The 24,827-nt window shown below is 47.9% G+C and carries 26 protein-coding genes; 22 read left to right on the top strand and 4 right to left on the bottom strand.

The genetic code is table 11. From position 1 onward, the window contains the following. Positions 1–152: 152 nt before the first annotated feature. From CLC91_RS01645 to CLC91_RS01725, 17 genes are all read left to right on the top strand, one after another. Positions 153–1,343, top strand: a complete 1,191-nt coding sequence (locus CLC91_RS01645; RefSeq protein ID WP_233132551.1) for a phage portal protein — start codon at positions 153–155, stop codon at positions 1,341–1,343. Further along, positions 1,330–1,929 (top strand): HK97 family phage prohead protease, encoded by a 600-nt coding sequence (locus CLC91_RS01650; protein ID WP_095497212.1) that lies wholly within the window; start codon positions 1,330–1,332, stop codon positions 1,927–1,929. Before CLC91_RS01645 ends, CLC91_RS01650 begins: the two co-directional genes overlap by 14 nt. Positions 1,930–2,000: 71 nt before the next feature. Next, positions 2,001–3,191, top strand: coding sequence for a phage major capsid protein (locus tag CLC91_RS01655; protein ID WP_095497213.1), 1,191 nt, complete (start codon positions 2,001–2,003; stop codon positions 3,189–3,191). Between the two features lie 54 nt (positions 3,192–3,245). Further along, positions 3,246–3,581: a hypothetical protein gene (locus tag CLC91_RS01660; protein WP_095499885.1), complete on the top strand. Its 336-nt coding sequence runs from the start codon at positions 3,246–3,248 to the stop codon at positions 3,579–3,581. Next, positions 3,562–3,906, top strand: a complete 345-nt coding sequence (locus CLC91_RS01665) for a head-tail connector protein (protein ID WP_095497215.1) — start codon at positions 3,562–3,564, stop codon at positions 3,904–3,906. Before CLC91_RS01660 ends, CLC91_RS01665 begins: the two co-directional genes overlap by 20 nt. Before the next feature lie 8 nt (positions 3,907–3,914). Next, the gene (locus CLC91_RS01670) at positions 3,915–4,244 is read left to right on the top strand and encodes a phage head completion protein (protein WP_095497216.1); all 330 of its coding nucleotides are present in this window, start codon (positions 3,915–3,917) and stop codon (positions 4,242–4,244) included. Next, complete coding sequence (locus CLC91_RS01675) at positions 4,237–4,641, top strand: HK97-gp10 family putative phage morphogenesis protein (RefSeq protein WP_095497217.1); 405 nt, start codon at positions 4,237–4,239, stop codon at positions 4,639–4,641. The genes CLC91_RS01670 and CLC91_RS01675 overlap by 8 nt, the downstream gene beginning before the upstream one ends. Then, on the top strand, positions 4,638–5,015 hold the full coding sequence (locus CLC91_RS01680; protein WP_095497218.1) for a hypothetical protein: 378 nt from the start codon (positions 4,638–4,640) through the stop codon (positions 5,013–5,015). The genes CLC91_RS01675 and CLC91_RS01680 overlap by 4 nt, the downstream gene beginning before the upstream one ends. After that, a complete protein-coding gene (locus CLC91_RS01685) occupies positions 5,005–5,517 on the top strand; it encodes a phage tail tube protein (RefSeq protein ID WP_095497219.1) in 513 nt (170 codons plus the stop codon). Before CLC91_RS01680 ends, CLC91_RS01685 begins: the two co-directional genes overlap by 11 nt. Positions 5,518–5,573: 56 nt before the next feature. Further along, positions 5,574–5,915 (top strand): hypothetical protein, encoded by a 342-nt coding sequence (locus CLC91_RS01690; RefSeq protein ID WP_095497220.1) that lies wholly within the window; start codon positions 5,574–5,576, stop codon positions 5,913–5,915. Positions 5,916–6,139: 224 nt separating this feature from the next. Beyond that, a complete protein-coding gene (locus CLC91_RS01695; RefSeq protein ID WP_143811999.1) occupies positions 6,140–7,897 on the top strand; it encodes a phage tail tape measure protein in 1,758 nt (585 codons plus the stop codon). After that, positions 7,897–8,490, top strand: a complete 594-nt coding sequence (locus CLC91_RS01700; protein WP_095497222.1) for a hypothetical protein — start codon at positions 7,897–7,899, stop codon at positions 8,488–8,490. Before CLC91_RS01695 ends, CLC91_RS01700 begins: the two co-directional genes overlap by 1 nt. Beyond that, positions 8,487–9,032 carry a hypothetical protein gene (locus CLC91_RS01705; protein ID WP_095497223.1) on the top strand — a complete coding sequence of 182 codons (546 nt, stop codon included), beginning with the start codon at positions 8,487–8,489 and terminating at the stop codon, positions 9,030–9,032. Before CLC91_RS01700 ends, CLC91_RS01705 begins: the two co-directional genes overlap by 4 nt. Positions 9,033–9,034: 2 nt before the next feature. Continuing rightward, on the top strand, positions 9,035–12,625 hold the full coding sequence (locus CLC91_RS01710; protein WP_095499888.1) for a phage tail protein: 3,591 nt from the start codon (positions 9,035–9,037) through the stop codon (positions 12,623–12,625). 8 nt (positions 12,626–12,633) lie between these two features. Then, positions 12,634–13,044, top strand: coding sequence for a hypothetical protein (locus CLC91_RS01715; protein ID WP_095499889.1), 411 nt, complete (start codon positions 12,634–12,636; stop codon positions 13,042–13,044). Beyond that, on the top strand, positions 13,044–13,391 hold the full coding sequence (locus CLC91_RS01720; RefSeq protein ID WP_095499890.1) for a hypothetical protein: 348 nt from the start codon (positions 13,044–13,046) through the stop codon (positions 13,389–13,391). The genes CLC91_RS01715 and CLC91_RS01720 overlap by 1 nt, the downstream gene beginning before the upstream one ends. Before the next feature lie 2 nt (positions 13,392–13,393). Then, positions 13,394–14,092: a hypothetical protein gene (locus tag CLC91_RS01725; RefSeq protein ID WP_095499891.1), complete on the top strand. Its 699-nt coding sequence runs from the start codon at positions 13,394–13,396 to the stop codon at positions 14,090–14,092. A 191-nt stretch (positions 14,093–14,283) separates the two neighbouring features. On the opposite strand, the gene CLC91_RS01730 is transcribed toward CLC91_RS01725, so the two are convergent. After that, positions 14,284–15,384, bottom strand: coding sequence for a tyrosine-type recombinase/integrase (locus CLC91_RS01730; protein ID WP_095497227.1), 1,101 nt, complete (start codon positions 15,382–15,384; stop codon positions 14,284–14,286). Positions 15,385–15,538: 154 nt separating this feature from the next. Here CLC91_RS01730 and dusA point away from each other — a divergent pair, with 154 nt between their 5' ends. Both dusA and CLC91_RS01740 read left to right on the top strand, forming a co-directional pair. Next, positions 15,539–16,552 (top strand): tRNA dihydrouridine(20/20a) synthase DusA, encoded by a 1,014-nt coding sequence (dusA, locus tag CLC91_RS01735; protein ID WP_198950888.1) that lies wholly within the window; start codon positions 15,539–15,541, stop codon positions 16,550–16,552. Positions 16,553–16,555: 3 nt separating this feature from the next. Then, positions 16,556–17,038: a DUF2947 family protein gene (locus tag CLC91_RS01740; protein ID WP_095497229.1), complete on the top strand. Its 483-nt coding sequence runs from the start codon at positions 16,556–16,558 to the stop codon at positions 17,036–17,038. A gap of 16 nt (positions 17,039–17,054) precedes the next feature. On the opposite strand, the gene CLC91_RS01745 is transcribed toward CLC91_RS01740, so the two are convergent. Then, positions 17,055–18,521: a CYTH domain-containing protein gene (locus CLC91_RS01745; protein WP_095497230.1), complete on the bottom strand. Its 1,467-nt coding sequence runs from the start codon at positions 18,519–18,521 to the stop codon at positions 17,055–17,057. A gap of 227 nt (positions 18,522–18,748) precedes the next feature. Between CLC91_RS01745 and CLC91_RS01750 the strand changes: the two genes are divergently transcribed. The 3 genes from CLC91_RS01750 to CLC91_RS01760 all read left to right on the top strand — a co-directional run bounded on the left by CLC91_RS01750 (position 18,749) and on the right by CLC91_RS01760 (position 21,458). Beyond that, positions 18,749–19,429, top strand: coding sequence for a TIGR00153 family protein (locus tag CLC91_RS01750; RefSeq protein ID WP_095497231.1), 681 nt, complete (start codon positions 18,749–18,751; stop codon positions 19,427–19,429). A gap of 30 nt (positions 19,430–19,459) precedes the next feature. Beyond that, positions 19,460–20,731, top strand: coding sequence for an inorganic phosphate transporter (locus CLC91_RS01755; protein ID WP_095497232.1), 1,272 nt, complete (start codon positions 19,460–19,462; stop codon positions 20,729–20,731). Between the two features lie 109 nt (positions 20,732–20,840). Further along, on the top strand, positions 20,841–21,458 hold the full coding sequence (locus CLC91_RS01760; protein WP_095497233.1) for a TIGR04211 family SH3 domain-containing protein: 618 nt from the start codon (positions 20,841–20,843) through the stop codon (positions 21,456–21,458). Here CLC91_RS01760 and CLC91_RS01765 read toward each other — a convergent pair. After that, positions 21,442–22,362 (bottom strand): mechanosensitive ion channel family protein, encoded by a 921-nt coding sequence (locus CLC91_RS01765; RefSeq protein WP_095497234.1) that lies wholly within the window; start codon positions 22,360–22,362, stop codon positions 21,442–21,444. The genes CLC91_RS01760 and CLC91_RS01765 overlap by 17 nt on opposite strands. Continuing rightward, on the bottom strand, positions 22,363–24,771 hold the full coding sequence (locus CLC91_RS01770; RefSeq protein ID WP_095499893.1) for an ATP-binding protein: 2,409 nt from the start codon (positions 24,769–24,771) through the stop codon (positions 22,363–22,365). It abuts the gene before it with no gap. Positions 24,772–24,827: the final 56 nt, after the last annotated feature.

Here is a 24,827-nt window from a genome sequence, read left to right on the forward strand (position 1 = left end):
CTGGCTTTCACTTCGGTGGTTGCTGGCGTTTTTTTGCAGTTTGGATTAGCTATCACGCTAATGCTGGGCGGCGGAGCAGTTCTTGTTTTTTCAATTCGTGCGCTATCACTTGTTAAGCGACAAGTCGCTCGGGGGCAATGATGCTGGATTGGATGATTGAAACGCGCAACCTGGAGAATCCAGATAAGCCACTAGACTTAAGTGAAGAGGCGAACTGGTCAGCTAGTGGTGAGAGTGTCAACGAGAATACCGCCGGCAAGTTGGCTGCTGTTTATTCGTGCATTGGCGTTCTTGGTCGATCACTTGGCCAACTGCCATTGCATGTCCTTAGAAAAGTTGATGGAAAGGTAACTCGCGCAACGGATCATCCGGTTTATTATCTGTTGCACGACGAGCCTAACTCGATGCAAACAAGTTACGATTGGCGCGAAACCATTATGGTTCACGTTAATGGTTGGGGTAACGGTTATTCCCCTATTGAGCGAGACCGACATGGCACTGTGGTGGGGCTGGATTTACTGAGGCCGTGGGAGTCATCACTTTTTAGAAGCTCATCAAATCGTTGGGTTTATTCAGTGAGTAGTGATGAGTTACCGCTTAAATCAGTAAACCCGGACGACATGCTTCACTTCAAAGCCATTGGCTCTAATGGTCTCATCGGGCGCAGTCCAATTCTTCAGTGCGCCGAAACATTTGCGCTTGGTCAAGCCTCTCAGCGATACGGCAATCGGTTCTTTGGTGGCGGCGGTCGACCTGCAGCCATTGTGAGTGCCAAAGGGCAGCTGAACAAAGAAAGCTGGAACATATTGAAAACAGCTTGGAAGCAAGCAAAGCGCGCATTAAGAGATGAAGACAATAATACGCTCATGCTTCCAGCGGAGCTTGACTACAACCAGCTCACCATCGCACCAGAAGATGCACAGTTTTTAGAAACTCGAAAATTTAACCGGTCAGAAATTGCGGGCATTTATAACGTTCCCTCACACATGATCAACGATTTGGATAAGGCTACTTTTTCCAATATCTCGGAGCAAGCCATTCAGTTTGTTCGCCACACTATGATCCCCTGGGTTGTTAAATTTGAGCAGGAAATGAACCGAAAGCTGTTCACTCAGGCTGAACGTCGTGCCGGCTATTATGTGAAATTTAATTTAAACGGACTGCTTCGAGGAACATCTAAAGATCGCGCTGAGTTTTACACCAAAGCCATCCGAGATGGTTGGATGACTCGCAACGAAGTGCGGGAACTCGAAGAAATGAACCAAGCAGATGGGCTTGATAAGTTCTTGATGTCAGCTGATTTACAACCGAAAGTTGTTGGAGACAAAAATGAAAAACGTTAACCGCATGGGATTTTCTCATCAAGTTCGAATGGAAGGCGAGGGGGAAGAGCGAAAAATCGTAGGTTACGCCGCAAAGTTTAATACTCGCTCCAATAACCTTGGAGGCTTTGTCGAAGTCATTGAAGAAGGCGCATTTGATGGTGTGCTTGATGATGATGTTCGAGCACTTTTCAATCACAGTCCTTTGTATGTCTTGGGACGAAACTCAGCAGGTACGTTATCGTTATTCATTGATGAGATTGGATTGCGTTATGAAATCACACCGCCCGATACGCAGACTATTAACGACTTAGTTATTGCACCCATGGAGCGTGGCGATATTGACCAAAGCTCATTTGCGTTCCGACTACCCAGCGATGGCTATCGATGGGATGAAGCCGATGACGGTGTTTACGTGCGCACTATTACTCGCATCTCTAAGTTGCTTGATGTAAGTCCGGTGACGTACCCAGCTTACAACGATACTGAAGCAGCTGCACGCTCACTTGAGGCGTATAAGCGCAGTCAGGTGGAGAACCATAACGATGCTGAGTTGCGAATGCTTCAAGAACAGTCTCACCGAGATCGACAGTTGCAGACCCTTTAGTTCACTAACACGTTAATTTTACACATCAATCAACCGGCCGCTTCTGCGGCTTTTTTTATGGGAAATACTCTATGAAATTACATGAAATGTTGCAGAAGCGAAATAACATCGCTAAGCAAATGCGAGAGCTTAATGATAAAGCCAAAGACGAAAAGCGCGGCTTTACGGATGACGAAAACAAGCGTTGGGGAGACATGACGCTCGAACATGAACAGCTATCCGACTCGATTGAGCGTGAGGAAAAGCTGCGCAACCTTGATGATCAAGAGTCGCAAGAGCGCAGTATTGACCTTGGTACCGACACCACAGAAGCTCGCCATGCACAGCTTTTTGAGAAAGTTGTTCGCAACGGATTATCTGATTTGACCACCGAAGAGCGCGCGGAGTTTCGTGCGATGGGTGTCGGACAAGACACTAAGGGTGGTTTCACTGTTCCAACAAACTTCCGCGACAAAGTGGTTGAATCGATGGCGTTGTATGGTGGCTTAGCCAATGTGTGCCAGGTTCTCAACACGTCGGACGGACAACCGATGGAATGGCCGGTGTTTGATGGCCGTGCCGATGTTGGTGAAATGATTGGTGAAAATGCTCAATCCGGCGAAGAATCACCAGATACCGCTAACGTGTCGTTGGGTGCAAAAAAGGCAACGTCTAAGATCATTCGCATCTCAAACGAGTTGCTGCAGGACAGCGGTGTTGATATCGCTGGAATGCTTTCTCGACGAGTAGCTTCTCGACTCGGTCGCGTTGAAGCATTGCAGATTATCAGTGGTGATGGCACTGGTAATAACGTTAATGGCGTGGTCAATCAAATCCAACAGTCTCACACCGCGAACGCGGTATCAGCGGTGACCTATGAAGATTTGGTTGAGCTTAAGCATAAGGTTGACCCTGCCTACCGTATGGGCGGCATGTGTCGATTCTTGTTCAATGACGACACGTTCAAGAGCTTGAAGCTTTTGAAAGACAGCCAAAATCGGCCACTGTGGTTACCGGCCATTGCGGGGGTTGCGCCTTCAACCATTGATGGTGATCAGTTCACCATTGAGCAAGCTTTATCTAATGCTCAAGCCAGCTCGACATCTGCTATGTACGGCGACATGAATGGCATCGTTCTTCGTCGCGTTAACTACATGGCACTGCGTCGCCTTGTGGAGCGTTATGCGGATTACGACCAAACGGGCTTCATTGGTTTCCATCGTTTTGATGTGTTGCTTGAAGATGTCGCGGCTGTTGCGAAACTAAGCCACGCTGCTAGCTAACAATCACAAGCCCAGTCATCAACACCTTGACTGGGCATTTTAGGAGTTTTGGACATGGCAAAGAAAAACAAGACGGCAACACCTACGCCTGTTGAGCAAGCGCCAGAGGTTGAAACTGAGCCGACGGACATTGCACCAACGCCGGTAGTTGAAACTGAGAATGTGGAAACCACGCCGATTGAAACTGGGCAAGAGTCCGTCGTTGAAACCGAGCCGACGGAGATCGGGGCAGAGTCGGTGATTGATAATGAGCGCGAGCGGGTTGTAGTGCTTGGTATTTCGCTAGTCGATACCGAGCTTGGCAGTTTTAAACCAGATGATCACTATCCGTGCACTGCAGCCACGGCTGAACGACTTATCGAACGCGGGCATGCAAAAGCTCATGATTAACCTTGAAACGGTCAAAAAACAGGTTCACATCGAAGATGATGACACCGAGCATGACGTATTGCTCGGTGTTTACATCTCAGCGGCAAAGAAGCATGTTGCCGATTATCTTAATCGGACGGTTTATTGGCCGGAAGATATAAAGCCTGAAGAGAGCTTGCGCCCTGAGCATTGGATGGACGCGAACGAGCCTTGCGAGCTTGCTGGCTTGCTAGTGATTGCTCATTGGTTTGCTAATCGTGAATCGGTTGTTGTTGGAACCATTACAAGCGAAGTACCGCAAGGTTTTAAGGCGTTGCTAAATCCATATCGAATCATCAACGTGTAGAGGTAACTATGCGCATTCGAGCAGGTGAGCTGTGTGACCGTTTAACTATCTACCAGCGTGAAGAAGGTACTGACGCGATTGGTCAACCGAACGTTACGCTGTTGGAAATTGGCAAAGCGTGGGGGAAAGTCGAGTACCTAAACGTTGACCGCAAGCGCGAAGCGGATCAGCTCTCGTATTCGGGAAATACTCAAGTTACGCTCAGACGACGTTCGCTATTTGTTGAAGGGCTTGTGTTTGAGCATGAGGGACAGCAAATGATAGTGGATGGCATAACGCCGCGCGGTCGACATGCGTTGGTTGCCCATTGCCATATCGAGGTTTATCCAAATGGCTAAAGACGTTATTGGAATTGAAGAGCTTGAGAAAGCGTTATTGGAGCTTGAAGTGGAGGCAGGCTGGAAGACCTTAAGAACCGCCATTAATGAAGGAGCCAAGTTGATTCAAAACGACATGGCGGCCAATGCCAACTTCAATGAAAGTAACGTTACCGAGCCTCACATGGCTGACCAGATTTCACGAGCAGTCAGGAAACCTGGTAGTCGTTCCCGTAGAGATACTGCGGCTGTTGCGATTATTGGCCCAAGAAAAGGGCATAAGCAAAAAGCGATTGCGCAAGAGTATGGTCAAAAGCGCGGCCAGATAGCCATTCCTTTTATTCTTCCAGCCCTTGAGCGCAACGCTGAGCAGGTCGTTAAAAACATTGACTCATCGCTGAAAAAGGCACTGTTTTGATTGATGTTGAATTGAAAAAAGAGCTCGAGCCTTTAGGTCTGCCGGTGTTTTATTGGCCGGCGCCACCGAGCGTTAATGACTGCATCGTCTTCAATCAAATGGATTTAACCGAAAGCGATGTTGGGTTGGCAAAGCTTACTCATCACCGCGTGAAATTTCGGGTGCAAATCTATCACCGGCGCATTCTCGACGCCAAAGCAATTGGCGAGTTGTTAGTTGCATTGCTTGATAAACGCAACAGCACGGTAGGGGATATGCCAGTGGACTATGTGTCGTTTGCCGGGTACTTCGAAAACTATCTGACAGAAAGTCGCGAATACCAACTTTCGTATGACTTCATTATTACTTTAAGAGGAAAGCTTTATGGAAAATAAGGTTGCAAAGCACGCGTTATTGCCTGGCGGTACTCGCGTATTTTGGTTGCCAGCAACGGCGTCTACCGCACCGAACTTTAGCGACACGCCGGATGCGGGGACGTTGCCGCCCGATACGACGACCGACTGGGTTGAAGTTCCTGAATTTAAGTCCATCGGCGAGCTGGGTGATGTTGTGACGAACTGGGCAGACGCTTCAGTGCTTGCAGATACTCGCGCGCAATCGGTTCCAGGTCAGCAAGAATCTGAAGATTTAGAGTTTGGCTTCGTTGATGTTACTGATGAAACCGACGGTGCAAACTATGAAAAACTGGTGATGGCCGCTAAAGCAAAAGAAGTTGGCTCGATTGGAGTAATGCTACCTAATGGTCGCGTGTGTTATTACGGCGTGCAGCTGGGCGGCTTTAAAGTCGCAGAGCTTAGCTTGACGGAAGTCATAAGCTCAATGATCCCTGCCAAGAAGCGAACGGACACTATGTGGAAACCGAAGGCAAGCAGCTAACAACACACCACTTACTTATGCCCGCTTAATGCGGGCTTTTTTATGGGATAACCAAAATGACTAAGAAAAAGAGAACACTTGCTCAAAAACTACTGGATGGTTTAACCCCTCCACTGGAGCTTAAATTACTCGGTGAAACGTTCAAATGTCGCCGATTACCGGTGCAACATTTAATTGATTTCGAGCGGTTGGCTAAGCGCCCTGAGCCAGATACGGAAGCAATCATGCGCAAGTCGTGTGAGCTGATTTTACTCGCTCTGGTGGATGAGGACGGCTCACTTTCTGAACTCTCCGTTGACTCCCTAATGAGCATGGCCCCGGCGGATGCCATTGGTGATGCGGTACAAGTTGTTTTGGGTAACAACATGGATGCGGCCGATGCGGCGGGAAAGTCTTAGACCAAACGCCATTCATTCTATTTCTGTTCAAGCTGGGTCAGGACTTAGGGGTAAAGAACCCGTTCGAACTGACTGAGCTTGAACCGGAAGTACTCGATTTTTGGATAGCGTTCTATGGGTACACCCCAGAGCGTGCAGAGCAGATGGCAATGAAGCGCGAGCTTGAGAGCAAACCCGAATCCGAGAAAATGCGGGATGTGATGCGAATATTGGGAGGAGGTTAAATGTCAACAAGTGTCGTCGGTAGATTGGTGGTCGCCATCCAAGCCGATTCATCAAAACTATCACAGGCATTCAGAAAGACGACATCCCTTTCCGTTCGGTGGTCTAAGAATATCGCGTCGGCCACCAAAGTGGTTGCTAAAACCATTGCCGGCATGGCCGCTGGTGCCGTGCTGTCTCTGGCGGGTGTGAATGCCGCATTTGCAACCATGGCAAGCGGTATTGATGAGACGGCAAAGTTTGCCGACAGAATTGCGATACCCATAGAAAAACTGCAGGAGTATCAGTACGCGGCTGGTCAAGCGGGAATGGCGCAAGGGCAATTTAATACAGCCCTGCAGCGTTCAACTCGGCGGATCAGTGAAGCGGCCATTGGCACCGGTGCGGCACAAAATGCAATGAAAGAGCTTGGCCTTGATGCAGTTAAGTTGAATGCGTTGAGTCCAGATAAGCAACTGGCAGCCATCGCTGATGCAATGGAAGGCGTTTCTAATGAGACGGATAAAGTTCGTTTAGCGGCCCAGCTTTTTGACTCCGAAGGCGTTGCAATGATCAACGTTCTTCGCGGTGGTGCTGGCGCTATGGAAGAGGCCGCACAGCGAGCTCAAGATTTGGGTTTGGTGTTAACTCGAACCGATGCGGCATTAGCAGAAATGGCTAATGACAGTATTGATAATACGGTGCAAATGCTGGGCGGTCTTAAGAATATGATCCTGGTTGGCATTGCGCCGGCACTGCAAATGTTCAACGAATGGATTGTGGGTACGGTCCAACGCTTGGGCGGCTTTAGTACGATCCTTAGCAATGTCTCAGCGTGGTTTGGTTCAACCTTCCGCTATATTGTTAACGATATTCTGGCGCCTGCGTTAACCTCAATTCAAACGTTTTGGCTATCCACCAAACGTTCTTTCTATTCCATTCTTGAGGTCGGTACGCCGTTGCTTCGTGGCATTGTCGGCATTGTCACCTCGTTTAGAGACATCGTCTCTAACGCGATTGGGTTCGTAGTAGCGAGAATTAATAACGTTCTGGAGCTGGTCGGAAAAGACACAATCAACTTCGAGTTTGATCCGGTGTCGGTTGATGATGTGATCCCACCAGACTTTGCAACACAAATGGCTGAGCGAGCAAATGAAGCAGCGCAGGAGCTGACATTACTTCAAGAAGGCACCGTGGCCACTTGGGGAGAGATGACGGTAACGGCTGTGGATAACATGGTTGAGAACTTCACTGCAGGCTATGAGGCCATTCAGGAGCAGGCGGCTAAGTCTGCTGAAGCCCGAAATTTGGCCGCGCAAGTCGGTGGCAAAGCGGAAGAGCGCGTTAACAAAGCCACATCCAAAAACTACAAAGAAGAAATCTTAAAGCGTGTTGGACTGAATAAAGAGGGCGCTTTACGAACCGCATTGACTAACACTTTTCAAGGTATCTCTGAAGGTGTGAAGCTCGGATTTCCTATGGGTATTCCAGCGGTAGCGTGGGCAACGCTTCAAGGCTTCGCCGCCTACAACAGCATTAAGAGCATTAAAGGTATCGCGCACAGTGGTTTGCCTCGTGTTCCTAGTGAAGGTACGTACTTACTGCAAAAAGATGAAGCGGTGCTTAAGAAACAAGAAGCGCAAGAGTATCGAGCCGGCAACCTTCAAAAAACTCAAAGTAATGATGTCACTATTAACATTACCGCGACCGACGCTGAAGGAGTGCGTGACTTATTACTCAATGAGCGGACATTAATCCGAGATTTAGCCATGGAGTTTTAATGATTGCACCGGAATTTATTGCTGAGGTTGATATTACTTCAGAGACTAATACGCAACTAACAGAAGCTAAGAACATGAAGCAAATTGTTAGGCGCGGATTAGGGCATCGATGGGTTTTGCGTATTAAAACTCGCGTGTTGTATGAGCATGAGCATCGACCTTTGTATGCTCAGCTTACTGCGTTACTTGGGCGTTACGGCTCTTTTAGTCAAGTGATCCCAAGATACTCCTATCCGCAAAATGAAAGCCTAACGGATGCAAAGGTGCGAGCGTCGGTTGCATCGGGTTCCACGTCAATTCCACTAGAAGGCCTGCCCGCGAATGTGTCAAACATTATCACGGCAGGCGACTTCGTAACCTTCGACCATTCGAAAGTATACCTGGTTGTAGAGAGTGCGAACTCTAACGGGCAAGGTGAAACAACCATTCGTTTGCATACCGGACTTTATGAGACTTTAAGACCAACTGAAACCGCGGTGTTTCAAGGGGTCGCGTTTCAAGTGTGCCTGGAGAAAGATCCCATCACCCTAAAACGCAAAGCCAAGACAGGTGAGTTGCTTGCGATGGATTTAAAGTTGTTGGAGCGACTATGAAAAACCGCACCCCTGAGCAAATCAGCGCGATTGAACAAGGTTGGCCAACGTATGCACTGGTGCGCGTTCTGGGTTGGTCGGGCATTCATGCCTACACCGACGCGCCGTTTGATATTGAATACGATGCCTCCACTTTCTTAAGTAATGGCGTGCTACTTGGGCTTAGTAACGTTAAAGAAGACGGCACGGTTAACCCACAAACTCGTGATTTAAGTTTGTCAGGCGCAACCAATGACACAGTTGATGCATACACTGACACGCGCACCATTGGCGATAGAGTTGAAGAGTTTGCGGTGTATTACGATCCTGATACTGGGTTAAGTGTTGGCGACCCGTTACCAGTGAACTTTGGCAACATCTCCAAAGTGAAATACACCGATAACCGACAGCCCACCATTGGCATAACCGTATCGTCTAAGTGGGACACGTTTGCCGGTGTGCGTTTGTGCGCAGCTAACAATACGACGCATCGCACCGCAGTTGATGATGTTAACGACACATTTTTCAAGTTCGTTCACGATGAGTTTGCAGAGACTGAATAACCATGAACACTAAAACCATTGACCAGGTCTTTGTGCCATCAACCTTAGGTGACACCACCGGCAGCATGGACGCCTCGATTATTTCATCACTTGATGATGCCTGGGCGCGTCGCGTTAAGATTGATGATACATCGAAGGCGCTTTCGGTTGTCTACGGTAAAGCGTGGGTTGAGCCGGTTCGCGTGTTTGCCGCATCGCGACAATGGTCTAAGCGTGAGAAGTGGTATCACCGCTCAACGCATAAATACTCAACTTTGGTTTCAATGTTTGCGTTTGCAACGGCGGGAACCAGCCGCAGCTACGCCGTTCGTGACATTGTGTTCGATGAGCTTCGGGGCTTTAATGACATCGCCAATGAGTTTCGTGGTGATAAGTACGGCCGCAAAAAATTCAATTATAACGTGGGCACTGGGCGGCAAACTACAGTACCTGATTACGTATCAGCAGCGTGTGCACCTGGCGCGCGCTTTGGCGTGCCGGTACCATGGGATGGGGGCGCCATTGGTAAAAATGTTGGTTACTTAGAATTCGAAGCGGTTTATACCGGTTGGGATTTATTCAAAGATGAAAGTTATCCCAACATCGATAAGCTGCTGATTGAAGACGTTAGCCAGTCAAACAATCCAGCCGATTGTATCTATGACTACCTAACCGACACGTTTTACGGTGCAGGTTTTGATCCAGCGCTGCTCGATGCTTCGAGCTTTCAAGCGGTGCGCGATTACTTTGATACGCAAATCACCTCGAGCAACTACACCGGCCCTTATCTTGAGTTCAACGTCGCGTTGTCCACAGGCGATGAGTTTAAAGACAATTTAAATAAAATGTTGTCGCAAAGCCGGTGTGCGTTGGTTGATAGGGATGGCCGTATAGCCCTGGTTGTTGAGCGTGAAATTAACCCGGTCTTTGAGCTGGACTCCTCAAACATCGTTGGGGCAATTAACCTTCAATTGCCTGAAGCGTCTAATAAGTACAACCGCATTGTCGCGCGCTATAAGCCGGATTCCTTTTCAGGTGAAGAGGCTATTTTTGTATACCCTCGTTTGCCTGAAGACAGAGACTTATGGGAAGCCTGGTACGCCGAAGATGGCCGCATCAGCCAAACCGAAGTCACGTTTGATTGCATCAGCAACAAAGACCAGATTGCACAGCAGCTAGAGATATTTGCGAAACGCTCTCGCTTTGGTCGGATGCTTGAGTGCGAAGTAATGGGGCAGGCGACCTTGCTCGAGGTATTTGATGTTGTCCAGATAACTCACGACTATTACAACCTGAACAAGCATGAATTCATGGTTGAGTCACGTAAGCCGGATGACAAAAAGGGAACGGTTAAGCTTAAGCTTCGAGCGTATGACTCAGCGATTTACCCATTTGACACCAACCGAACCGTAGAGGATGAAAGCTACTCTCGTATACCTGGCGCGATAGTGTGTACTATTACCGATGTGCAATACATTGTGCATCCTGATTTAAGCGCAACGGTATCGTGGGAATACGAAGCGAATGCCGATGTGAGCTTTGAGGTGTATGTTGATTCAGACGCTGAAGAAACCTCATTCACCGGAACCACAGGCTCGAATCAGATTGTGGTGACCGGTCTTGAAAAAGGCACTTATGAGCTGGTGATAACCGGCGTTGCCAATGGCAGAAATGCCGCAGGCTCTCACACATCAACAATTTCCATTTACGAGCCTGACAGCCCAATCACACCCATTCCAAAAGTCACTCATAACTCCATTGAACTCTCAGCAAGCTTAAGCCATGGCTGGAGTGTGGATGAATCGCTTCAGTTTTACATTAGTGAAACTGCTCAGCAACCAGCTAACCCGTTTGCTCGAGGCGTGAATGCCGTTGCAACTGATTTAAAACCATCAACCAAATATTACTATTGGATCACTGCAGTCAATCGGGCGGGTGAATCAGCTGCTGTTAGTGATGATGTGACGACGCTTAGGGCGCCAAATGCAGGTGACTTTGGTGCGGCGAATAAAGAGCATGGGCATACTGGCGCGGAAGCAGGTCGGTTTATTCAAGATGCGATGCCTGACAGCCCAGTTGAGGGCGATGTGTGGATGAAGCCAGGCGCTGTTGGAGGCGCAGGTGGCGGTACCGTCGAATCAGTTAACAACAAGCAACCAGACGCCAATGGTAACGTTGATATCGATTATCAGGATGTTGGAGCAGCTCAAGAGCAGCACACTCATTCTCAAGAAGAATACACGCCAGCCATCGCGAGCAACATTTCAGCCGCTGACAGCGCGTCACTTTGGCCGAATGGTGTTTCAATATCCAGCGTTGGTGGCGCGAACTCCGATTACCCGATAGGGTATGGCACTGTGGTGACGTTTAAATTATCGAACGTTAGAGTTTTCCAGTTCATGCACACGAACAGCGCTGGCGGTCAAGCTTTGTACCACAGAAGCCTTTACAATGACGACCCTAGTGCTTGGTATCAAATAGCGAGCCGCGAGTGGGTTGATGACAACTATGGAGACTATTCAAGTCGCACCGTGGCATTTGGACGAATCCTCTCAAATAACTCAGTCCCTGTTCGCGTTAATGAAAATCGCGGCAACGTTATTTGGGATTGGCAAGACTTGGTTGAGTATAAGTCTGAGCACTTAAGTGATGGCGAAAGTGGATCGAACTACAATAAGGCGGTAACGCCGGATATAGGTTCTGGGTTTGCTGGAGGGAAAGCATTAGGGGTTACCACATACCAAACTCACTATTCAGATTTCTTAGAGGTTGAACCTGGCGAAAGGCTATTTGGTGAAATGTGGGTTAAAGGTGATGGAGCCAATCGATATTACTTTGGAATAGAGCGTTTCGATAAAGACAAAAAGCCTATCGCGACCAATAATGGAACCACATATTTTGTGGCGAGCAATAAGTTTTCAGAGACCACCTGGCGCAAAGATACTGGCCAAATAGTCATTCCAACATCTCACACACCATACGATGGCTCAGATGGCAGTGGCGTGAAATACGTCAGAGTTCGCTTACTTCTTAATCGCGCAGATGCTTCACAAGGGCTTTGCTACTACGGCGGTTGTAAGTTATATCGAACCACTCGAGGGCCTGTAGGTTTAAATGAGGGCTCGCAAGCGTATCCGTCTCTTCATTTTGAGTCCGATCCATCATTGGGTTTTTGGCAAAGCTCGTCTGGGGAGGTGACGTTTACTGGTGACTTTAATACTTTAGGCGAGTTAACGGAGCAAGGTGAGCGAGTATATTCGCCAAACAATAAACCGACCGGCGAGTCCGTTGGACGATTCATCCAAGACACCGCACCAACGTCACCAAAAGAAGGCGATGCTTGGATGCAACCAGGAACGGTATCAGCCGTCGGCGGTGGCGTTCAAACTGTTAACGGAGTTTCACCCGATGGCAGTGGCAATGTAACACTCAGTGCGAGCGATATCACAACCGGTACGTTTTCAACTGGCCGGATACCTAACTTAGCGGCATCAAAAATCACGAGTGGCACGTTTAACGGCGCTCGTTTACCTGCGCCAACGAGCTCAGTGCGAGGTGGCGTTAAGCTCTCTTGGAACAGCTCAACCAAAACGCTCAACATCATTACAACGTAGGAGTTAATGTGGCAAACATACTTCAACTCAACGGCTCTGATGTTAGCAACCCACAGCGTAATGGTGTTGAAATCAACACGCTTCAGCTTAATGGGGTTACGTTTTGGCAGCGTGTAACAGGACCACCTCAAGTAATATTGAGCGGAACCGTAACATTACGCGTTGAGTTTGGTGACCAAGCTATAGTCGAGTTTGGTAACCAAAACATTACGTTCTACGAAGATGGCGGAACGCAGAGCAGGGCATGGGTAAGCGCTTCCGTTTCAACGGGCTTATTCGAGCGGCGAATTAATAACGGCCTATGGACCGGTTTAAGTTCTATTTATCTATGGCCGGGCATCCACTTGCTCGAAATTAGAGAGGTAGCGGATACCAGTAACAGTGGCAATATGGCGATCATAGTCGAGGAAAATTTATAATGTATACAGAAACTTTAGCGTTCACTGACAACCACGGGCTGGCCTTTGAAGCTGCCATTGTTGGCTTAGCTTATGTCTCAAAAAATGACGTAACGACGAACCTAACGCAATACGATGAAATTCAAGACGATGTTGTTCGATTAGATGACCAGCGTTATGAGATGGAGTACCAGGTACAATACTGGGTTAATGTCGAAGCCAAAAACTCTCGAGCCATTCCATTAATTTATGTCGATGGCAACCGAAACTCGACGTTTACGCTGACCTATGATGCTGACGATGTGCGTGACGCACAAAACATTGCGCTCGACCACTTTAAAACAAACATCTTGCGGCTTGGTAGTTAATCATGCCGATACAAGGGGTGAAAGTAGGTGGTTCAAACTTTGAATCGATTGGCCCAATCCAAGGTGTTAAAACCGGCGGCTCTGCACTGGAGAGTATTGGCAAAGTGTTTGCCTATAAAGATACCGCTGATGTCATAAGCAGCGAATATCAGCCACCAAGTGACATGCAGGGGCTTCGCTGGCATTACGTATACGGCGATGCTCTAGCAGGTAGCACAGATTCCATTGCGGCCACTGACATTAACGTTGCGGATAATGTTGATCTCGAAGCCCAAATCAGAATCTTTAGGCTTATTACTGCCGCCGATACGCTAGGCAGCTCGAGCATACACATTCGAGGTTTATCGACTGGCTTGCCTTCACCGGGCTCATGGCTTGCTGCTGGTAACTGGCTAACGCCCAGCGCTATCGATACTGGGCAAATGTATTACCGGGTGGTAAAAATCAGTGGCTCTACCGTCTATAATTCGGCGGGCAATGTTGCGACGCTTAATGTGTGGCGTCTTGGTGCAACAGCAACGGGTAGTATTGTGGATAATACTTACGCTGTAAAACGAGCAAGGAGCCCAGTTAACAGTGAGGAAAAAGCGACGCTAAGAATAGACATCGCTTACTTGCCTGATGGGTTAACGCTATCAACCTCTAATTTAGTTTTCTTAAAGTCCATCGACGCCACCTTGCAAGCGGGTGGAATACTGTAGACAAAAAAGCTCCTAATCAAGGAGCTTTCTCAAATGGTGCGAAAATGGTGCGAATTGTGCGACGGTTTCCGGTGGTTTAGCTGTCGGTCGCCAGTCGCTAACCCTTTGTTTTGTTGGCCTTTAGTGGCTCTTGAGTTGGTGGAGGCGGCGGGGCTCGAACCCGCCGCTTATATGCACCTTAATTAATAGCTCTATCGCGTCTTTTTATCGTGGATCCGATGCGCTTGGAGCTGAGTATATATGTTCCATAAAACGTTCAAGTCTCTATGTCCAGTGACCTGAGCGACCTCTTCGATAGAGTAGCCAAGCTCAAAAAGTCTACTCGCTCCTTCTCGCCTTAGATCTCTATATTGCAAACCTTTAATGCCTAATTTGTTTCTTACTCTTTGAAAGCCAGCTGCGACCGACTTAGAGTTAAACGGGAATATTCGGTTGTCTCCAGGAACCTTCGTTTGTCGCATTACGATATCGAAAGAATCTCCAAGTAACGGGCACCACATATGGTTCCCTGCTTTTTTTCTTGGGTCCTTACGGTTTCGGATCATAACTAGCCTCTTATCTTGCTCCAAGTCCTCCCAAGTTATTGAAGTAACTTCCGATAACCTCATGCAAGTGAGTAATGAAAACTGATAAATATCATTAAAAGGTATGGGATTCTTTACTCTTGCACCCAATCGTTTAGCTGTAGCTTCACGTTCGGCTAAACCTTCAGATATTAATAACTCTTCTTCTGGGGTTTGTCTTCTCGTTCGCCTTTCACTTCTAGCGACTAAACCCAGTTTAAATAATGTCGGAAGGACATCTTCAACGACTTGATAAGTTACGTCGTACCCCCACAACGGTTTCGCAACCTTTAGCACACTCTTGATATAAGTTACATCGTGGTAGATTGTTGCTGGCTTTGGTGCGGTGTTTGCCGCGGCACGAAAACGACAATGCGCGATGAAATCCTGAGTGGTAAGCTCGTCCGCTTTTATTGAAGCGATGTCGCAATCGACGACCATTTCCAAAACATATTTTTTGGTTCTACCAATCTTTTGCGACAAGTTAGGATCGGTAAGATAGGCTTGAATGAGTTCCCCAAGAGTTGGTGTTTCTTTTGTGTAACCTGGCAACCCATTTAATTCGATTTCATCCAGCATGCGTTTACCCCATGTTTTGGCGTGTGCATGCTTGCTGAAAGTTTTACTTGAGCGATGTATAATCTTGTTATTCGCTTTTACGACCACTTTGCATCGATAGCGCACGGAGCCATCTGAACGTGGTCGTTTTTCAATGTGGAATGATGCCATTTGGGTTCCTTACACAAACAAAGTTCCCCATATCGGAGGGGGACTATTGGGGAACCAATATAGCAAAAATACACAAAAACGGTACTAAATAAACTTGAATATGACAGATAGCGATCTCCCTCAAACCCTCGGAAATCAAAGAAAACCACGAATAATGCACCACCACCGTTTCTCCGTGGCGCCAATGCTCGATTGGACCGACCGCCATTACCGCTTCATGGCGCGCATCATGTCTAAGCAGGCGTTGCTGTACACCGAAATGGTGACCACCGGCGCTATTTTGTTTGGCAAGGGCGACTATTTGCAGTTTAACGAGCAGGAGCATCCGGTTTCGTTGCAGCTTGGGGGCTCAGATCCGCAAGCGTTGGCTCAGTGTGCTCGCATTGCTCAGCAGCGTGGCTATGATGAGCTTAATTTGAATGTGGGTTGCCCGTCGGATCGGGTTCAAAACGGTCGCTTTGGAGCTTGCTTAATGGCGGAGCCGGCGCTGGTGGCTGAGTGCACTCAAGCCATGCAGGACGTGGTGGACATTCCGGTAACGGTTAAGTGTCGCATTGGCATTGACGAGCAAGATTCTTATCAATTTTTAACCGACTTTATCGGCACTGTGGCGGACGCTGGCGTGGAGCAGGTTACGGTTCACGCTCGTAAAGCTTGGTTGCAAGGGTTAAGCCCTAAGCAAAATCGCGAAATACCGCCGTTGGATTATCCTCGGGTGTACCAGTTAAAGCGGGATTTTCCTCATCTCACCCTTGCCATTAATGGCGGCATTACCAGCTTTGAAGCGGCGCACGCGCACCTTGAGCATGTGGATGGCGTGATGGTGGGGCGCGAAGCCTATTCTAATCCTTATATGCTGGCGCAAGTGGATTCTGAGCTGTTTGGTGACAGCGCAGCCGTGATGTCTCGCATTGACGTGGTTGAGCAGATGATTCCATACATAGAGCAACACTTAGCAGCCGGTGGTCGTCTGAATCACATTGCTCGGCATATGATTGGTCTGTTTCAAGGGCAGGCGGGTGGTCGTCAGTGGCGTCGTCACCTTAGCGAAAATGCACACAAAGCCGATGCCGGTATCGAGGTGCTTACGCAAGCACTTAAGCTGATGCAAGACACCGCACAGCATGTGTCTAAGCTTCAGCAGCAAAATTCGGAACAAGGAAGTTAGTCGATGAGCAATTACTTGGCGCTGGCGGATTTTAAAAATGCTTGGATGTTTAACCGCAACGATGTTGGCGTGAGTGGCGACGATAAAGCACTTATTAAGCCTATGACCGAGTTTCGTGCCACCCAATTGTGGAAACAGCTCATCAGCAAACAGGTGGATCACCCCGACTTTTTCAAAAAGGGGGACTGGCCCTTTAATGTCACCAACTGGCAGGAAAGCGGTGATTGGGAAGCTTTGTTCGATAGCGAACACGCGTCTTTGCCTGAACAGATATTGGAGCATCTCGACTGGGATGAAAACACCGTGGTGTACTATTGCGTGGACCAGAAAACCGTTATCGAAACCCAATGGGCGGTCTTTAAACGCTGCTGGAAAGCCTTTTTGTTCATGGACGATGGCAGCTTACTGGTGGGCAAAAAACGCCAACAAGCGGTGCAGTTTTTGTCCAACGGCACCTTTCAAATTGGCGTTCGCAGCGCGCTCTAATAGGCCAGCAAAAGCACTAGGCTTGCCAATAAGGCGTTTGCACTAAGGCGCTGCGACGCGACTGCTCCATGGCAAACACCAAAGACGCTTCTTTGCGCGACAGCCAGGCTTCAATATCCACACCAATGGCTTGCGCCTGCTCTCGAATGGCTTGGTAACAGGCCAGCTCATTAATGCCTTTGGCCATGTCATTCCAAGGTAAGCGAAATTCGTCGCGCCCGGCGTGTCCGTACAATTCGCCGTAACTCACGCCAACCAACAAGCTTTTTTCTAGCGGCGCGGCAAATGCCAGATAATCGTCTTTATCTAAATCCGTGTCGATGGGCATCAACTGTTGTACTTTTTGCCAAGAGTCCGCCTGAAAGCGGGTGGCATGCTGGCGTAAATCCGAACTGTCGGTCTCTATTTGAGCAATACTGGCCAGTTTCAATAATTGCAGCTGTAATTGCCCGTACTGAAGCGCCTCAAGCAACCCCGCTAATCGCTGCTCCAGTTGCAAGTTAGCCAGCGCCTGGCTCATGGCCGCATTAAGCTGCTCAGGGTCCAGCTTTTTGCGCAGGCTTTTGCTGTTGATATCTAATGCATAGGTGAGGGCGCTCGCTTTGTCTACAAAACTAAGTTGCCCTTCAAACCAAGCAAACAGCTGCCTCGCTTGCTCATCGAGTTGCTGAAATTGCGTCAGTACCAGCTTTAACATGCGTAGCGTTTGTCGTAAGTCTTGCCATAGGCTCGGACTAGGATAGGACTCAAGCATGAGCTCCAATTGTTGCCAGCGCTCTAAACCGGCCATGACCAGCTTTTTAAACGCTTGCGCGGGTGATAGGTCGTCACTGAGTTGAATAAAGTCCAAGTCGGTAAGATAGGCATCGAACGCTTGCGCCGCGAGTTGATAACCGCGCTTAGCTTTGCTTTCTTGCCCCAAACGCAATGGCACCCGCTCAGCAAGCATTGTTGCGCAGTTAAATAAAACAGCTGGGTCATCATCAATCAGTTCAAGTTCCACCTCGCTAATGGGTAACTCGGTGTTATTACAGGTTATCGCGCCGCTATCCAAGCACACCTCCAGCTGCTGTTGCTCAACCTGAAGGCGCCACAAATGGCGGGTGAAATCGGTATTAAATAGAGGTGTTAGTTGCTGTTGCAACTGCGCGATATCGGCGTTTTTAGGCCAAATGCTGCTGTCAAATTGAGCTAAATCGGGTAACTCACCGGCAATGGGTACGTTGTATTCTGGGCGACTGTGCAGCCCACCACTTACCTGGCCGGCGGTTTTAATGGTTTGCTCGTTGATGCCTTCGCCATTTCGAACTCTAAGACCCATGTGCCACTGTCGAAGCTGCAGTGCGTCGGTGTCGAAGTAGGTGTTGCGCAAATGAAGTACTTTCTCATCGACAGTCACCCCGAGTTGAGGTACCTGATCCTTGAGTTTTTGCCTGTGTTTTTTGTTTATAAGTAGCTTTAGTTCAACTTCGGTTTGGCTCATTTGTCACAATTTCTCGATAATGTCATAAAAGCATCATGCAGGTTTCATTTGTTAGTAATCTTAGCAATCCTGCATACAGCAAGAGTTTCAGCAGTTCTTACCTTATCGCGCCATTTCATTAACTTGCATTTAACAATTTAATCGGTTTTATTTAGTAATCGCTTGTGTTAACTTGCGCCAAAATTTCCGATGGGAAATGAAATTTAATCACTAAATAGGTAACGGCTATGCCAGTAAACTCTATTTTAGGTGTCTTTGCAAAGTCACCTATTAAACCGCTCCAAGAACATATAAATACGGTAAAAGAGTGCACCAACACCTTAATCCCTTTTTTAGAAGCAGTTATTGCTAAGGATTGGGCGGCTGCAAACAAGTATCGCGATAAAGTAAGCAAACTTGAAAAAGATGCTGACGTTATTAAGCGCGACCTGCGTATGTCACTTCCTGGTGGCTTATTTATGCCGGTTGAGCGAGGCGATATCTTGGAAGTATTAACCCACCAAGACAAAATTGCCAACAAAGCGAAAGACATCGCAGGTCGAATGATTGGTCGCGAACTTGAGATTCCGGCAGGTCTAGAAAATGACTTCTTGGCCTATACCAAGCGTTGTATCGATGCAGTAGAGCAAGCGCACGAAGCCATTAACGAGCTGGACGAGTTGCTAGAGTCAGGCTTTAGAGGCCGTGAAGTTGAGTTGGTCGCTAAGATGATCCAACGCCTTGATCGCATTGAAGACGACACCGACGCCATGCAAATTCAGTTGCGTCGAAGCCTCTTTGAAATCGAAAAAGACATGAATCCTGTGGATGTCATTGTGCTTTATAAAATCATTGAGTGGACGGGCGACTTAGCCGATTTGGCTGAGCGCGTAGGTTCTCGTCTTGAGCTGATGTTGGCTCGAGCTTAATCCTTAACCGAAGATAATAGGTAAATTAACATGGTAGATGTTTTAGCCACCCACGGTTACTGGTTAATCGGATTTGCAGCGCTGTTTGGTTTTTTAATGGCGTGGGGTATTGGTGCCAATGACGTTGCTAATGCAATGGGTACCTCCGTTGGTTCAAAAGCAATTACAATCAAGCAAGCCATTATAATTGCAATGATCTTTGAGTTCGCGGGCGCTTATCTCGCGGGCGGTGAAGTAACCAGCACCATTCGTAAAGGCATTATTGACTCGGGTTACTTCGTAGAAACACCTGAACTGCTTGTCTTTGGTATGATTTCGGCCTTGCTTGCGGCAGGTTTGTGGTTAGTATTAGCCTCATATTTAGGTTGGCCGGTATCAACCACTCACTCCATTATTGGCGCCATTGTTGGTTTTGCCGCTGTAGGTGTTGGTACTGAAGCAGTTGAATGGGGCAAAGTGGGCGGTATTGTTGGCTCTTGGGTGGTGACCCCAGCCATATCGGGCATCATTGCTTATCTGATATTCCAAACCGCACAGAATTTGATTTTTGATAAAGAAGATCCGTTTGCAGCGGCTAAGAAATACGTGCCTATTTACATGATGTTTGCCGGCTTTATTATGTCGCTGGTAACCATCACCAAGGGTCTTAAGCACGTTGGTATTAAGTTCTCCAACTTCGAAGCCTTTACGCTATCCATCTTAATTGGTCTAATCGTTGCGGGCATTGGTAAGTACTTTATTAGCCGAGTTAAGGTAAACATGGAAGCCACCCGTGATGATCATTACCATAACGTAGAGAAAATCTTTGCGATCTTAATGGTTATTACCGCCTGTTGTATGGCGTTTGCCCACGGTTCAAACGACGTGGCCAATGCCATTGGTCCTTTGGCAGCTGTGGTATCGATTGTTAACGACCCGAACCATGACATCAGTGCTAAAGCGCAGCTTGCGCCTTGGATTTTACCTTTAGGTGCTGTTGGTATCGTTATGGGCTTGGCTATTTTCGGCAAGCGCGTGATTGAAACCATTGGTAAGAACATTACTCACCTAACCCCAAGCCGTGGTTTTGCGGCAGAGCTTGCTGCAGCGAGCACTGTGGTGATTGCCTCTGGTACCGGTCTACCGATTTCTACCACGCAAACCTTGGTAGGCGCGGTATTAGGTGTTGGTATGGCACGCGGTATTGCGGCACTGAATTTAGGTGTGGTGCGTAACATCGTAGTGTCTTGGGTTATTACGCTGCCAGCGGGTGCTGGCCTGTCAATCATGTTCTTCTTCATGATTAAAGGCATCTTCAGTTAATCAGTGTTGATCCACTTCAAAAGAGGGGAGCCAAAACGGCTCCCCTCTTGCATATTGGCGTCGAACTGCCTAGCATGGGCTCATCCATTAGTTTGAGAGTCTAAAGAACGTGAAACTAACTCGAAAAACCGCATTAGCGCTGATGTTTATTGGCAGTGCCTCACTCACCTCTATGAGCGCTGTTGCTGCAGATGCTTACATCTCTGACAACGTCTATGTGTATTTGCAAGCTGGCCCTTCTAATCAATATCGAATCTTAGGCACCATTGAAACTGGGCAAAAGATTACGCTCTTAAACGAAACTCAAAACGATTACGTAAAAATAAGAGATCACAAAGGCCGTGAAGGTTGGCTGCCCAGTGAATACGTGAGCAATAGCGAGAGCTTTCGTTATCAAGTAAGTAATGCCAATAGTGCCAAAGAAGCTGCCGACGCTAAAGCGCAGCAAGCCCAGCAAGCGCTCAATGAATTGCAAACGGTTAAATCGGATCTAGACAGCGAGTTGTCACAAACTAAGGCTGAATTAGCCAAAACCAAACGGTCGTTAGCGGCGGCACTTGAATCGCAACAGGTGGCTGAAAAGGCTCTGGCGGATGTGCGCAATGACGAAGAGTTCGCCATGTGGCGCGAAGGCGGCATGATAGCCGGCGTGGGTATCATACTCGGCCTTATTATTGCTTACTTGCCAAAGCCAAGAAAGCGCAGCGGCGCTAATCCTTGGATGTAATGCCTTCGCCATTAACCAGCTGAGTGGTTTGGTTAATGCTTGGAGCCATAATGCCCTGTTTCTTAAATTCCGACATCACTCTTAGGGTGATGTCGGTTTCAAATAATTTCTCATATTTGGTATCCAGCACATAGGCTTTGAGCGTGAGCTTGATGCCGAAATAGGTATCGCTGATTTCTTGCTTAACTAATACCACAATGGGTTTGGGTAAATGAATATAACGACTCGATGCCGCTGCTTCTCGAATAATGTCTCGCGCCAATGTAAGGTCTTGATCTAACGCCACATGAAACGGAATGGATACCTGCATGTCTAGGGCGCCATAGTTGCCACTCACCACCACATCACTTAAAAATTTACTGTTAGGTATGGTAATAATGTCGTCGGTTAAGGTGCGCATTCGAACAGAGCGCAGACCAATGGAGGTGATGTCGCCGTAGTGCCCTTCAAAAGTGACTCTATCGCCCACTTGAAAGGGGCGGTCAATCATTACCGTAAGGCCGGCAATAAAGGATGCGGCGAGATCTTTCATAGCGAAGCCTACCGAAACCGCTAAGGTACCGCCAATCAGCGCCAGAACTCTATCGTCGACTCGAAAGCTCAACATGAACACCGTAATGCCCGCGGTCATGTACACAAAAAACTGGAAAAAAGATTGCAGCTTTTGGGCTAACATTCGTCGTTGTGCGAACTGACTGCCAATATTGTCTACGATGTTCTGGGTAAACTTGAGTAACCCCCAAGCAATGAGCACCACCAACATGGAGGTAGCAACGCCACTCCAACGAATGAGATTGGCGATTTCTGCCAGGTTATCAAGGTTTGCTCCGCCATCTTCGGCATATGCAGAAGGACTTGCACTTACGAGTATTGCTGCACTAATAAGCCAAACTATTCGCGTCATTTATTTCACCAAAAGATGTTGGTTATGCAAGGTGTCGGTAATGTACCTAAACCAGTGGGATGATATTTTCGCTTTGTCATCTAGCAGTTCAATGAAGCCGCGATTTTGGAAGTAACGCAGGGTATTAAGCACTTCTGAAAAACTCAGCTGAGTACAATCCGATAACTCTTCAGCGGAGGCGACTTCCAGCTGGACAATCGCCCTTAGCACCGCCAACATTGGCTTAGGCATGGTTTCCAGCTCTTTTGCATCCGGCGCTTTGAAGATGCGTACATAAACCTGATCATCGGTTTTGTCGCGATGCAGTGACATTCTAAAAAAGCGTAATGCTACGGTTGGATTGCCGTCGGAGTAATCCCATAGAATGCGATAAAACCCCATTTCCGCGCGCTCTTCTTCGGTTAAATCTTGCTCGTCCCACTGTTTAGGTAGCTTGAGTCCGGCGAAGCTAATGGCGTGCTCGCCTTCTTTGGCGATGCGGGTTTGCAGTAAGTCAGCAATTTGTTGCTCGCTCCAACGGGGTAAGGCTAACACCTTATCAAACAGCAGACGCTCGCCTCGCGCTCGGTCAATAAAGCGCCAGGTGGATTGGTCGATACCCAGCACTACACCGTGATTGTTTCTGCCACGGCGAACCAGCTTGGTAAACTTCATTAACTCGCTTAAACCGCCGACTTTTGGGCTAACCAGTCGTTGCGAATTATCGATACACAACAAAATGCGATGCTCTGCCTTGCGCAGATGTTTCACCAACTCGATTTCGGTGGCGTCTTCAGGCATCCCTAGTTCGGCTTTAATTGCTTTGAGTAGCTCATTAAAGCCGCCGTGAGGGCAGTTAATGTAATAGCCGTGTTCTGACTTGCTGCGGTACAACAAGCGCTTTAAGAAAGTGGTGAGTCCTAAACCGCGCTCGCTGCATACCATTACCATGGCGGGAATATTGGCCAATACGTAGCGTGACAATTCGTTCAACTGCTCTTTGCCATAGTCTTCGACCAAAGTGCTGTCTTGATGACCGGGGGCAATGTAGTTAAACGCCTCGTCGCCTTTTATGCGTTTCATGTGTTGGCTTTCTTCAGCGATTTGGCTTTGCTTGGCCACTTCCACTCTAAATAAGTAAGCCAAAGCGTGCTTGAACATCTGGTACTGGGACAGGTTTTGGTAGAGCTCAAAGAACAGTCGTTGCCGAATCAGCACCACCATGCCTATCGCGGTGGCTACCGGGCTTAGTAACCAATGCTTTTGGTGGTCGATGGCCCAATGGATATAAGGGGGGGCGTCTTCCATCTTATTCACTTGCTGGAAAACGACGCTGCGCCAACTGACTAAGGTTTTTACGAGTATGACCAAAAATATCAACAGCATGCTGGATTGGACCCAAGAATATATGGTGCCCTCGTTAACGCTGAGCTTGGTAGAGGTTAAGATAATGCCAACAAAAACGCCGGTCCAAACCCAAAGCTTAATGGTACTCATTCTAAGCTGTACAATGCCGCTGATGTTATTACTGTGACTGTGGAACGAGGCAAATTCGGTGACCAGCTTAATGACAATAACAGCCGTGAAACTCCAACGCACAATAATATCGACGTAACTGAGACCGCTAAAGCCAGGCAGTTCCAGTAAAATCAGCAGTACAATGTGTATCGCAATCAACCACGCCAATGGTTTGTGGATCCGATTGGCATAACGCCAAAAAGTGGTGCTTAAGCTTTCTTTGCGCCTTGGGTGCTGCTTGGCCAACTCTAATCGAGAAATAACGAAGTTGTGTCCCGCTTTCAGCCAAAATTTCAAAACTCCAAACACCAGCAGAATCTTTATTACCACCAAAATGGCCGGCACAGGAGATACGCGCAAGTCTTGAGCAAAGGTAATTAGGTTTCTTAGCTGGGCGATAAACTGGTATCGAACAATGGTTTGAGTTACGGCGGCTTCTTGCCAGAGTTGACGCACGCCATCGGGGCCAAATCCGGTATAGCGATTGTTTACATCGCTGCTCACGTATTTAAGCAGCCATGCCTTACTGTGATTTAAGCTGTCTAGGCTGAGTTTTTGGGTTTCGATTTGCTCCCAAGCGGATTGTTTTTGCTCGGAAGGTAGTTGATGGTAACTTTTCAGCGATTCTGACAATTCACCGCGCTGGCTAGCAACTTGGCTGAAGGTATAGCTGAGTAAGTTAGCGGCGTGGGAAAGGTCGCGCTTGCTGGCTAAATGAGGCTCTGGCAGCGAATCTATTTTCTCTTTTACTTCAATGCTTTGGGTCGAAAGTGTTTGGCTGTCATAGTCGCTCCAATCAATCTCTGCAGCAACACAAACGCTGAACAACAAAGCCTGCAGGGCTAACAGAGGGGTTAGCCACCTATTGATTACCGAGGATGGTGCCGAACTGGTGTGGACGCTCGAGTTCATCGCATTTAATCCATTGTTACTGCTTAGTTAATAACGATAATGTAACCAGCCCACAC

This window comes from Paraferrimonas haliotis (genome assembly GCF_002282895.1).
Taxonomy (GTDB): domain Bacteria; phylum Pseudomonadota; class Gammaproteobacteria; order Enterobacterales; family Shewanellaceae; genus Paraferrimonas; species Paraferrimonas haliotis.

What these genes read in the sequence shown, in the direction of transcription:
- CLC91_RS01645 (WP_233132551.1), top strand. Translation starts at nt 153, where the DNA reads ATGATTGAAACGCGCAACCTGGAGAATCCAGATAAGCCACTAGACTTA.
- CLC91_RS01650 (WP_095497212.1), top strand. Translation starts at nt 1,330, where the DNA reads ATGAAAAACGTTAACCGCATGGGATTTTCTCATCAAGTTCGAATGGAA.
- CLC91_RS01655 (WP_095497213.1), top strand. Translation starts at nt 2,001, where the DNA reads ATGAAATTACATGAAATGTTGCAGAAGCGAAATAACATCGCTAAGCAA.
- CLC91_RS01660 (WP_095499885.1), top strand. Translation starts at nt 3,246, where the DNA reads ATGGCAAAGAAAAACAAGACGGCAACACCTACGCCTGTTGAGCAAGCG.
- CLC91_RS01665 (WP_095497215.1), top strand. Translation starts at nt 3,562, where the DNA reads ATGCAAAAGCTCATGATTAACCTTGAAACGGTCAAAAAACAGGTTCAC.
- CLC91_RS01670 (WP_095497216.1), top strand. Translation starts at nt 3,915, where the DNA reads ATGCGCATTCGAGCAGGTGAGCTGTGTGACCGTTTAACTATCTACCAG.
- CLC91_RS01675 (WP_095497217.1), top strand. Translation starts at nt 4,237, where the DNA reads ATGGCTAAAGACGTTATTGGAATTGAAGAGCTTGAGAAAGCGTTATTG.
- CLC91_RS01685 (WP_095497219.1), top strand. Translation starts at nt 5,005, where the DNA reads ATGGAAAATAAGGTTGCAAAGCACGCGTTATTGCCTGGCGGTACTCGC.
- CLC91_RS01690 (WP_095497220.1), top strand. Translation starts at nt 5,574, where the DNA reads ATGACTAAGAAAAAGAGAACACTTGCTCAAAAACTACTGGATGGTTTA.
- CLC91_RS01695 (WP_143811999.1), top strand. Translation starts at nt 6,140, where the DNA reads ATGTCAACAAGTGTCGTCGGTAGATTGGTGGTCGCCATCCAAGCCGAT.
- CLC91_RS01700 (WP_095497222.1), top strand. Translation starts at nt 7,897, where the DNA reads ATGATTGCACCGGAATTTATTGCTGAGGTTGATATTACTTCAGAGACT.
- CLC91_RS01705 (WP_095497223.1), top strand. Translation starts at nt 8,487, where the DNA reads ATGAAAAACCGCACCCCTGAGCAAATCAGCGCGATTGAACAAGGTTGG.
- CLC91_RS01710 (WP_095499888.1), top strand. Translation starts at nt 9,035, where the DNA reads ATGAACACTAAAACCATTGACCAGGTCTTTGTGCCATCAACCTTAGGT.
- CLC91_RS01720 (WP_095499890.1), top strand. Translation starts at nt 13,044, where the DNA reads ATGTATACAGAAACTTTAGCGTTCACTGACAACCACGGGCTGGCCTTT.
- CLC91_RS01725 (WP_095499891.1), top strand. Translation starts at nt 13,394, where the DNA reads ATGCCGATACAAGGGGTGAAAGTAGGTGGTTCAAACTTTGAATCGATT.
- CLC91_RS01730 (WP_095497227.1), bottom strand. Translation starts at nt 15,384, where the DNA reads ATGGCATCATTCCACATTGAAAAACGACCACGTTCAGATGGCTCCGTG.
- dusA (WP_198950888.1), top strand. Translation starts at nt 15,539, where the DNA reads ATGCACCACCACCGTTTCTCCGTGGCGCCAATGCTCGATTGGACCGAC.
- CLC91_RS01740 (WP_095497229.1), top strand. Translation starts at nt 16,556, where the DNA reads ATGAGCAATTACTTGGCGCTGGCGGATTTTAAAAATGCTTGGATGTTT.
- CLC91_RS01745 (WP_095497230.1), bottom strand. Translation starts at nt 18,521, where the DNA reads ATGAGCCAAACCGAAGTTGAACTAAAGCTACTTATAAACAAAAAACAC.
- CLC91_RS01750 (WP_095497231.1), top strand. Translation starts at nt 18,749, where the DNA reads ATGCCAGTAAACTCTATTTTAGGTGTCTTTGCAAAGTCACCTATTAAA.
- CLC91_RS01755 (WP_095497232.1), top strand. Translation starts at nt 19,460, where the DNA reads ATGGTAGATGTTTTAGCCACCCACGGTTACTGGTTAATCGGATTTGCA.
- CLC91_RS01765 (WP_095497234.1), bottom strand. Translation starts at nt 22,362, where the DNA reads ATGACGCGAATAGTTTGGCTTATTAGTGCAGCAATACTCGTAAGTGCA.
- CLC91_RS01770 (WP_095499893.1), bottom strand. Translation starts at nt 24,771, where the DNA reads ATGAACTCGAGCGTCCACACCAGTTCGGCACCATCCTCGGTAATCAAT.